Source organism: Isoptericola sp. NPDC060257, assembly GCF_042726645.1.
Lineage (GTDB): Bacteria > Actinomycetota > Actinomycetes > Actinomycetales > Cellulomonadaceae > Isoptericola > Isoptericola nanjingensis.
This window is the reverse complement of record NZ_JBHXAW010000207.1, coordinates 1-8,295: the sequence shown is the minus strand read 5'-3', so window position 1 is coordinate 8,295 and position 8,295 is coordinate 1. Positions and strand designations below refer to the sequence as shown.

Below are 8,295 nucleotides of genomic sequence, written 5' to 3'. Positions count from 1 at the left end.
TCCTCCGGTCGTGCCCGCCGTGCGCGACCGGAGGACGGGAGGCACTACCTCGTCGCGCGGGCCACGGCGCGCGCGACGTGCTCGCGCGTGGCCGCGAACGCCGCCGCCATCTCGCGCGCCTGGCCCGGGTACTCCGCGTGACCGGCGGAGTGCACCGTCAGCTCCAGCTCCGCCCCGGTCCCGGCGCGCTCGGCGGCGGAGACGCCGGCCGCCACGCCGAACTGCCCGGGCGGTGGCACGTGCGCGTCCCACAGGGCGCACTCCACGCGGGTCGGCACCCGCAGGTACGTCGCCGCGACGGACGCGTCGGTGAGCGCGAGGACCGCGCGGGCCTCCGGGTGCTCCGCCACGTACGCCCGCTGCGCCTCGCCGCTGCCGGTGCACGGCACGGCGAGGCGCTCGTCGTACTGGCCGAAGCTCGGCACCTCCAGCGTGGCGCCCACGAACCGGTCGTCCCACGGCACGGCCAGCGCGCCGACGCCGCCGCCGAAGCTGGTCCCCGCGTAGTACAGGGGAAGGTCGGCGGGCACGCCCGGGACGTCGGTCAGCGCCTCCTGCAGGGCGGTCGCGGCGTGCCACAGGTCGACGGCGCAGCGGCCGAGCACGTACGTCTCGACGTCCTCGATCCCGGCGAGCACGTGCGCGGTGCTCACGTCCGGCGCCCCGACCCCGGCGTTGAGCGTCCCGAGCCCTCGCGCGACGGGGAAGATCACCGCCGCGTCGTGCGGCACCCGCTCGAACGACGGCGCCTCGCGCCCGCCGTACCCGTGGCCGTGCACGATCCCCACCCGGACCGGGCCGTCCACGGGCAGCGCCAGCCACGCGCGCAGGCGCAGGCCGCCGTCGGCGGTGAACGTCACCACGGAGATCTCGTGCGCTCCCCGGCGGCCCGCCGGCTCGGCCACGACGTCGGCGGGGACCCCGCGCGCCGCGGCGTGCCACGACCGCCACAGGTCGGCGAAGCCCTCCGGCTCGGCGGCGGGCGGCACGGCCCGCAGGCCGGCCTCGTCGTACCCGTAGGTGCCGTCGATCGGGCTGTCCGGGAACCAGGCGTCGTAGGGGGCGGGCAGGGTCACGGGAGCTCCAGGTTCTCGAGGTCCGGGGGAACGGGCGGCACGCTGCGTGACAGACTGTGCCGCGGGTCGAAAGGGGAGCGGGTGCTCGTCGCAGAACGCAGGTCGCGGATCGTGGCCGAGGTGCGCCGCCGGGGCGCCGCGAGCGTCACGGAGCTGGCGCAGGAGCTGGGCGTCAGCGCGATGACGGTGCGCCGGGACATCGAGGCGCTCGCGGACGCGGGCGAGCTCGACCGGGTGCGCGGCGGTGCGACGACGCGCGGGGACGCCGGCGCCGTGCAGGAGCACGGGTTCGCGTCGCGGGTGCAGCAGCAGGTCGGGGCCAAGCGGGCCATCGCCCGCCGCGCCGCGCAGCGCGTGGAGCCCGGCATGGCCGTGGGGCTCTCGGGCGGCACGACGGCGTGGGTGCTCGCCCAGGAGCTGCGCGCCGTCCCCGACCTCACGGTGGTGACGAACTCGCTGCCCGTGGCGGAGGTGTTCCGCCGCCCCGACCGCGCCGACGAGCCGTACACGCAGTCCGTGGTGCTCACCGGCGGGGTCCGCACGCCGTCCGACGCGCTCGTGGGCCCGGTGGCGGTGCGCTCGCTGGAGCACCTGCACCTCGACGTCGCGTTCCTCGGCGTGCACGGCGTCGACCTGCACGCGGGCCTCACGACGCCCAACCTGCTGGAGGCGGAGACCGACCGCGCGCTGCTGGCCGCGGGCCAGGACGCCGTCGTGCTCGCCGACCACACCAAGTGGGGCGTCGTCGGGCTGACCACGATCGTCGACCTGCACGAGGTGGAGCACCTGGTCACGGACGACGGGCTGGAGGACGACGCGCGCGAGCTGCTCGAGGCGCACGTCGGCGAGCTCTGGGTGGTGCCGGTCGACGCGGACTGAACCGAGGCCCCGTGTCGGCGGGCGCCACTACCGTCTGCGCCATGCCTCCTGGAGCAGCGTCGCCCGCCGGCGCGTCCCCGCTGACCAACCGCGTCGGTCAGGTCTTCGTGGCTGTCCGTGACATGCCCGCGGCGATCACCTGGTACAGCCGGCTGCTCGGCCTGCCGCCGGGCGAACCGACGCACGAGGGCACCATCCACGACCTGCCCGCCGTCGGCGAGGTGGGCCTGGCGCTCGACGCGAACCGGCCCGACTTCACCGCGGACGGTCCTCCACGGTTCTTCTGGTGGGTGGAGGACCTGGTGGCCGTCCGGGCGCACCTCGACGCGCTCGACGTCGAGGTCGTGGGAGAGGTGCAGGACATCGGCACCGTCTCGATCCTGCAGTTCCGCGACCCGGACGGAAACCTGCTCATGGCCTGCGCGCGCCACTGACGCTCAGCGTGCGGTGCTCGCGCGCGGCACGACGCGCGCGTCCACGACCACGTGCTGCACGGGCAGGTTGGCGCCCGGCGGGGTCGCGATCTGCCGCTCCAGCTCGCTCAGCGCGCGCTCGACGAGGGCCTCCTTGTCCGGCGAGACCGACGTGAGCGACGGCGTCGCGAACTGCGCGCCGCGGACGTCGTCGATCCCCACGACCGCGACGTCGTCGGGGACGCGCCGCCCCGCCTCGTGCAGGGCGGGCAGCGCTCCGAACGCGACGGAGTCGTTGGAGCAGACGATGCCGTCGAGCTCGACGCCGCGGGCCAGCAGGTCGCGGACGGCGCGCCGCCCCTCGGCAGGCGTGAACGACTCGACCTGTGCCACCAGGTCCGGGTCGTCCGCGATGCCGAGCGCGGCCACGGCCTCGCGATAGCCGGCGTACCGGCGGTCGGCGGCGTCGGACGGGCGCGCGTCCCGCGGCCCGACGAACGCGACCCGCCGGCACCCGACGGACGCCAGGTGCGCGGTGGCCGCGTACGACGCCGCCCGGTTGTCGATCGTCACGTGCGTGAACGGGCTGACGAGGATGTGCTCGCCGAGCAGCACCAGCGGCCCGGGGGAGGTGCGCCGCGTCAGGTCGGCGACGGACAGCGCGCGCGGGATGTGGATGAGCCCGTCGGTCGGGGGCAGCCCGATGCCGTTGGCGACGTCCACCTCGCGCTCGTGGTCGCCGGCGGTCTGCTGGATGAGGATCGACAGCCCGCGCTCGTCCGCGCGCCGCACCAGCAGCGCCGTGAGCTCGGCGAAGTACGGCTCCTCGAGGTCCGGCACGGCGAGCGCCACGATGCCGGTGCGCTCCTTCCTGTGCACGGCGGTCAGCGTAGCCCGGTCCGCCGTCCGGGACACCGTCGCGCTGCCGCGCGGGGCGCGGGTGAGTCCGGCGTGCGGCACGCTCACTCCTGCACGCGCAGCGCGACCACGCGGGCCTGCGCCGAGCCGTTCGTGGCACCGACGACGAGGCGCGCGGCAGCCAGGGGGCCGAGGTCGGCGGGCAGCGGGTGCGTGCGCAGGCGCCACCGGTTGTCGGTCTCGGCGGCGACGGTCACCCAGGCGTCGCCGGTCTCGGGTGCGCCGGCCGGCAGCACCTCGACGCGGTAGTCCTTGACCAGGGTCGGCATGATCTCGTCGGGCGTGCGGTGGTGGTGCAGCGTGTTGAGCTCGACGTCGAGGTCGTCGTCGAAGACCAGGCGCACCTCGCGCCCGGTGACGGGCTCGTCCCAGTCGAGGCGCAGCCACTCGTCGCGGCCGGCGACCATCGGCGACGACGCCCACAGGTGCGGGCCGCCATGGTTGCGGTGGTAGCCGCTCGTCGCGCGCTCGGGGGCCAGCGCTCGGGTGTCCGGGCCGGCGCGGAACACGACGGACCGCCCGCGCAGCGGCTTGGTGGGCCACTGGACCAGCAGCTCCTCGGAGCTGATCTGCACGTTCTGGTCGTCGTTGTCGACGCGGTGCACGAGCGTGAGCACGCCCGCCGGCAGCGGGGACGTGAGGCGGACCGCGACGTCCGGGTTGGCGCGCAGCACGACGACGGCGTTCTGCGGGGTGTCGGGGGCGAACGGCACGTGCGCGGTGACCCAGCGCTCGTCGCCCGCGGGCACGACGACGTCGGTCTTGGTCTCCAGGTGCGCGGGCACCACGTTCTGCGGCTTGCCGGTGGAGAACACCTCGACCGAGAGCGTCGTGTCGCGGCGGGCGGAGACGAGCAGCTCGACCGTGTCGAGGCGCGGGTCCACGGGCAGCACGATGCCGAGGTCGACGTCGAGGTCGTAGACGTCGTACGTGTCGTAGGGGTCGCCGTCGCTGGGCTCGGCGACGGGCGCGGCGATCCGCGTCGTCGTGCTGGACGCGGTGACCCGGGCGCGGCGCGCGACGTCGTGCGGGTCGGTGTTCGCGATGCCGACGGCGGGCGCGTCCCAGCGCAGCAGCGTCTGGCGCAGCTCGTCGAGGTGGTCGGTGTAGATGCCGCGCGGGGTGGTGCCGTGCTCCACGCACAGCGCGGCCGCGGTGCCTGCGGCCTGGCCCATCGCGCCGCACGTCGCCATGACGCGCGCGGCGCCGAACGCGATGTGCGTGGCCGAGACGTCGCGACCCGCGAACAGCATGTTCTCCACGTTCACCGAGTACAGCGAGCGGTAGGGGATCTCGAAGACGCCGTCGGAGAACCGCTGCAGCGCGCCCGCGCCCTCCGCGTACATGCCCTGGGCCGGGTGCAGGTCGATGGACCAGCCGCCGAACGCGACGCCGTCGTCGAACACCGTCTGGTCGACGACGTCGCCCTGGTGCAGCGTGTAGTCGCCGATCAGGCGGCGGTACTCGCGCTTGCCGGGCACGTTGCCGATCCACTCGAGCGTGAGGTTGTCGGCGTCGAACTTCCCGGAGTTCTTGATGTAGTCCCAGATGCCGAGGATGACGCCGCGCAGCTCGTCGCGGATGCGCTCGTTGTCGTCGACGATGTCGAGCTCGCCGCCCCACTCGATCCACCAGTAGTGCGCGCCGGAGTCGCCGCTGCGGATGACGCGGTTCATCGGGATCGGCGTGGTGGTGATGTCGATCGCGCTCTCCGGCGCGACGTACTTCACCGGGTGCCCGAGGTCCTTCGTGTAGAAGAGCAGCGTGGAGCCGAGGAACTCGCGCACCGGCTCCGGCGGCGCCCACTCCTCGCCGAACTCGGCCTGCGACTCCTTGCCGAGCCGGTAGCGCGCGCCGGCCAGGTGGCCGACCAGGCCGTCGCCCGTGCAGTCGAGGAACACCGGCGCGACGAACGTCGTGAGGATCTCCGCGCCCATCGTCCAGCCGGTGACGGACTCGATGCGGCGGGCGTCGTCGGGGCCGGTCGCGACGACCTCGCGCACGTCCGTGTTGAGGAACAGCCGCAGGTTCTCCTCGCGGCGGACGGTGTCGAGCACGACGTCGTCCCAGTAGACCGGGTTGCCCTCGGGGTTGCGGTACTGGTTCTCCACGTACATCTCGCCGACGATCCCGGTCTCCCGGGCCCAGCGCTGGTTGCCGTGCGCGGTGGCGCCGCACACCCACACCCGCACCTCGGAGGAGGAGTTGCCGCCCAGCACGGGCCGGTTGTTCACCAGCACCACCTGGCGGCCCAGCCGCGCGGCGGCGACCGCCGCGCTGACGCCGGCGAGCCCTCCTCCGACGACGACGACGTCCGCCTCGACGGTCTGCGTGCGCATGATCTCTCAGTCCTCGATCCGGTGGTTGTGCTGGTCGAACGTGGTGGTTCTGGTGGTGCGGGGCGGGTGTGCGGCGCCGGTCGCGGGCGTCAGCCGGCGGCCAGCACCTCGACCTCGAAGACCCGGGCGACGTCCGTCTCGGACGCCGACGGGTCGGTGACGACCAGGCGGACCTGGTCGGCGGTGACGCCGGGGGTGGCGACGGTGACCGTCCCGGAGGTGTTGCCGGTGACCGCGCCGACCTCGACCCAGCCGGCCGCGGTGTGCAGCTCGACCGTGAAGTCGCGCAGCACGGCCGACGCCGGGTCCACGGCGGCGCGGTAGCCGCTGTGCACCCGGACCGATGCCACCGGGGCGGCGTCGTCCCAGGCGACGGTGAGGGTGGGCGTGGCGTCGTCCGCGGAGGAGACCCAGCGGCTGTCGTCGGTGAGCAGGCCGTCGACGGCCTTCGCGCCGCCCGTGTCCGCGCGGAGCGCGGACGACGCGGTGACGGTGCCGCCGAGCGCCAGGTTGCCGGTGGGCTCGGGGGTGCCGGGGTCGTCGCCCCGCACCCCCGCGACCACGTCCTCGAGCGGGCTGCCGGCGAGGGGCGTGCCGGTGCGCGGCACCCGGGCGTGGAACAGCGTGCCCGACGTCGGCCCCGACTCGGCGGCGCTCACGTACAGCACGTCGGTGCCTGCGGACGCTCCGGTGTGGATCGTGCGGGCGGCGAGGCGCTGCTGGCCCGGCTGCACGTCGCCCAGCCCGGCGAACCGCCAGTCCCCGCCGTCGTCCCCGCGCTCCGCGCGGACCACCTGCGTGCGGACCTGGCCGTCGACCGTGCCCTGCACGACCGCGTACGCGCGGGTGACCCCCGCCGCGGACGTGGCGTCCAGCGCGGCGACGGTGTCGACGCCGGTGCCCAGCGACTCGGCGTCGATCACCGTCTCGCGCTGCCACGCCGTGCCGTCGAAGCGCGCGAACCGCACGTCGAAGCGGTCCGCCGTGCCGTCGGCCTTCGCGCCCGCGTACCGGTAGACGACACCGGCGAGCTCGTCGCCGGTGACCGCCAGCTTGGCGGTCTGCACGGTCGGGGCGTCGGTCGTCAGGGACTCGCCCTCCGCGAACGGCTGGTAGACCACGGCGCCGCCCGCGGACGGGGCGATCGGCGTGGTCAGCGCGGCGCCGGCGGCGTCGTGCCAGGAGTCGTCCGCCGGGTCGTAGACCGCGTACGAGCCGAGGTGGCGGTACGGGCCGGCGGCCCAGCGGTGCCACTCCCACAGCACGTGCAGGCGGCCGTCCGTCCCGACCTCCAGGTCGTCCGGGTAGACCGACGCGCCCACGCCCGAGGCGAAGACCGCCACCCGCGACCAGGTGCTCGTCGCCGTGTCGAAGCGGTACAGGCGCCCGTCTCGGACGGTGGCCTCGTCGCGGCCGCCGCGCACCATGACGTACGCGTCGCCGTCGGCCCCGCGCGCCGTGACCGGGTAGGTCATCGGCACGCCCTGGTCGGGCAGGTCGGCGCTCGCGTCGACGAGCGACGTGACGTCGCCGGGCGTCGTCGAGCGGTAGTACTGCCACGGCACGTGGTGCATCGACACGAACGCGTGGATCGTGCCCTCGCCGTCCACGACGATCGACGGCTGGTCGTGCCCGCTGTCGTCGAGGAAGGTCGCGCACGACCCGTCGCCGGCGCGCAGGCAGCCGACGGTCCACGCGCCGTCCGCACCCTTCGCCGCGACGTGCACCTCGTGGCGCGAGGCCTCTGCGGCGGGGGCGTCGAACGCCATGTACGTGACGCCGTCCACGACGTCGAGCGGCGTCCACCAGCCCGCGTTGTTCGAGCGGTCCACCGGGTAGGGGAGCTGCTCGATCGTCTCGGCGTGCTTCGCCTGCCCGGTCGGCCCGGACGGCGCCGCCGACGCCGCGCCGCCGAGCGACGTCCCGGCCGCCAGCGCGAGCGCCGCCGACGCGAGGGCGACCCCGCGCGCGGCCCGGCGCGCCATCAGCCGACCAGCTTCTGCGCTGCCTCGCCGGCCTTCTGCATGGCCGCCTTGGCGTCCGTCTTGCCGACCAGCACGGCCTGCACCTGCTCGGCGACGACCGTCTCGATCTGCGAGTACGCGGTGAACTTCCAGAACGGGTTGCTCGTCGACGTGGCGGTGATGCGGTCGTTGAACAGGGAGCCGAACGTGTCGGCGGCGACGACGTCGGACTGCTGCGCCTCGGTCGTCACCGGCGGCAGGCCGCGCACCTCGTAGTCGGCCAGCACGGTGTCGAGGTCCGACGTCGCGAACTGGGCGAAGTCGGCGGCGGTCGCGGCGCCCTCGCCGTCGACGACGGCGATCGCGCCGCCCCAGACCAGCGCGCGCGGGGTCTCGCCGTCCTCGAGCACGGGGCGCGAGAGCGGCACGAGCTTGCTGCCGAGGTCCTTGTCGGGCGACTCCTCCTGCACGGCGTTGCGGCCCACGGGGGCGTCGTCGTAGATCGCCGCGCGGCCCTGCGCGAACAAGGAGCGGGCGTCGAAGCGGTCGACGTCGGCGGCGATGAGCTTCTGGTCGTACAGCGACTTGTACCAGGTCACGGCCTCGACGGACGCGTCGTCGCCGATGGTCACGGTGTCGCCGTCGACCAGCGGGCTGCCGAACGTCTCCATCCAGATGAGGATGTCCTTGAGCTGCGCGGCCTTGG

General features: G+C 74.7%; 7 protein-coding genes. 2 read left to right on the top strand and 5 right to left on the bottom strand.

All coding sequences use genetic code 11. From position 1 onward, the window contains the following. Positions 1 to 44: 44 nt before the first annotated feature. Entirely contained in the window at positions 45 to 1,076 is a 1,032-nt protein-coding gene (locus ACFWEK_RS15725) for an acetylxylan esterase (RefSeq protein WP_430554635.1), read from the bottom strand. A gap of 81 nt (positions 1,077 to 1,157) precedes the next feature. Between ACFWEK_RS15725 and ACFWEK_RS15720 the strand changes: the two genes are divergently transcribed. Further along, positions 1,158 to 1,955, top strand: a complete 798-nt coding sequence (locus tag ACFWEK_RS15720) for a DeoR/GlpR family DNA-binding transcription regulator (RefSeq protein WP_430546527.1) — start codon at positions 1,158 to 1,160, stop codon at positions 1,953 to 1,955. Positions 1,956 to 1,996: 41 nt separating this feature from the next. Further along, on the top strand, positions 1,997 to 2,389 hold the full coding sequence (locus ACFWEK_RS15715; RefSeq protein WP_430554634.1) for a VOC family protein: 393 nt from the start codon (positions 1,997 to 1,999) through the stop codon (positions 2,387 to 2,389). Positions 2,390 to 2,392: 3 nt separating this feature from the next. On the opposite strand, the gene ACFWEK_RS15710 is transcribed toward ACFWEK_RS15715, so the two are convergent. From ACFWEK_RS15710 to ACFWEK_RS15695, 4 genes are all read right to left on the bottom strand, one after another. Beyond that, a complete protein-coding gene (locus ACFWEK_RS15710) occupies positions 2,393 to 3,247 on the bottom strand; it encodes a LacI family DNA-binding transcriptional regulator (protein ID WP_430546525.1) in 855 nt (284 codons plus the stop codon). An 83-nt stretch (positions 3,248 to 3,330) separates the two neighbouring features. Then, positions 3,331 to 5,625, bottom strand: coding sequence for an FAD-dependent oxidoreductase (locus tag ACFWEK_RS15705; RefSeq protein ID WP_430554633.1), 2,295 nt, complete (start codon positions 5,623 to 5,625; stop codon positions 3,331 to 3,333). 89 nt (positions 5,626 to 5,714) lie between these two features. Next, a complete protein-coding gene (locus tag ACFWEK_RS15700; protein ID WP_430554632.1) occupies positions 5,715 to 7,610 on the bottom strand; it encodes a BNR-4 repeat-containing protein in 1,896 nt (631 codons plus the stop codon). Beyond that, the coding region (locus ACFWEK_RS15695; protein ID WP_430554631.1) for an extracellular solute-binding protein at positions 7,610 to 8,295 on the bottom strand (686 nt) is incomplete at its 5' end. The genes ACFWEK_RS15695 and ACFWEK_RS15700, both read right to left, overlap by 1 nt.

Excerpts from the sequence above, each read along its gene's own strand:
- ACFWEK_RS15705 (WP_430554633.1), bottom strand. The coding sequence starts at position 5,625 with ATGCGCACGCAGACCGTCGAGGCGGACGTCGTCGTCGTCGGAGGAGGG.
- ACFWEK_RS15715 (WP_430554634.1), top strand. The coding sequence starts at position 1,997 with ATGCCTCCTGGAGCAGCGTCGCCCGCCGGCGCGTCCCCGCTGACCAAC.
- ACFWEK_RS15700 (WP_430554632.1), bottom strand. The coding sequence starts at position 7,610 with ATGGCGCGCCGGGCCGCGCGCGGGGTCGCCCTCGCGTCGGCGGCGCTC.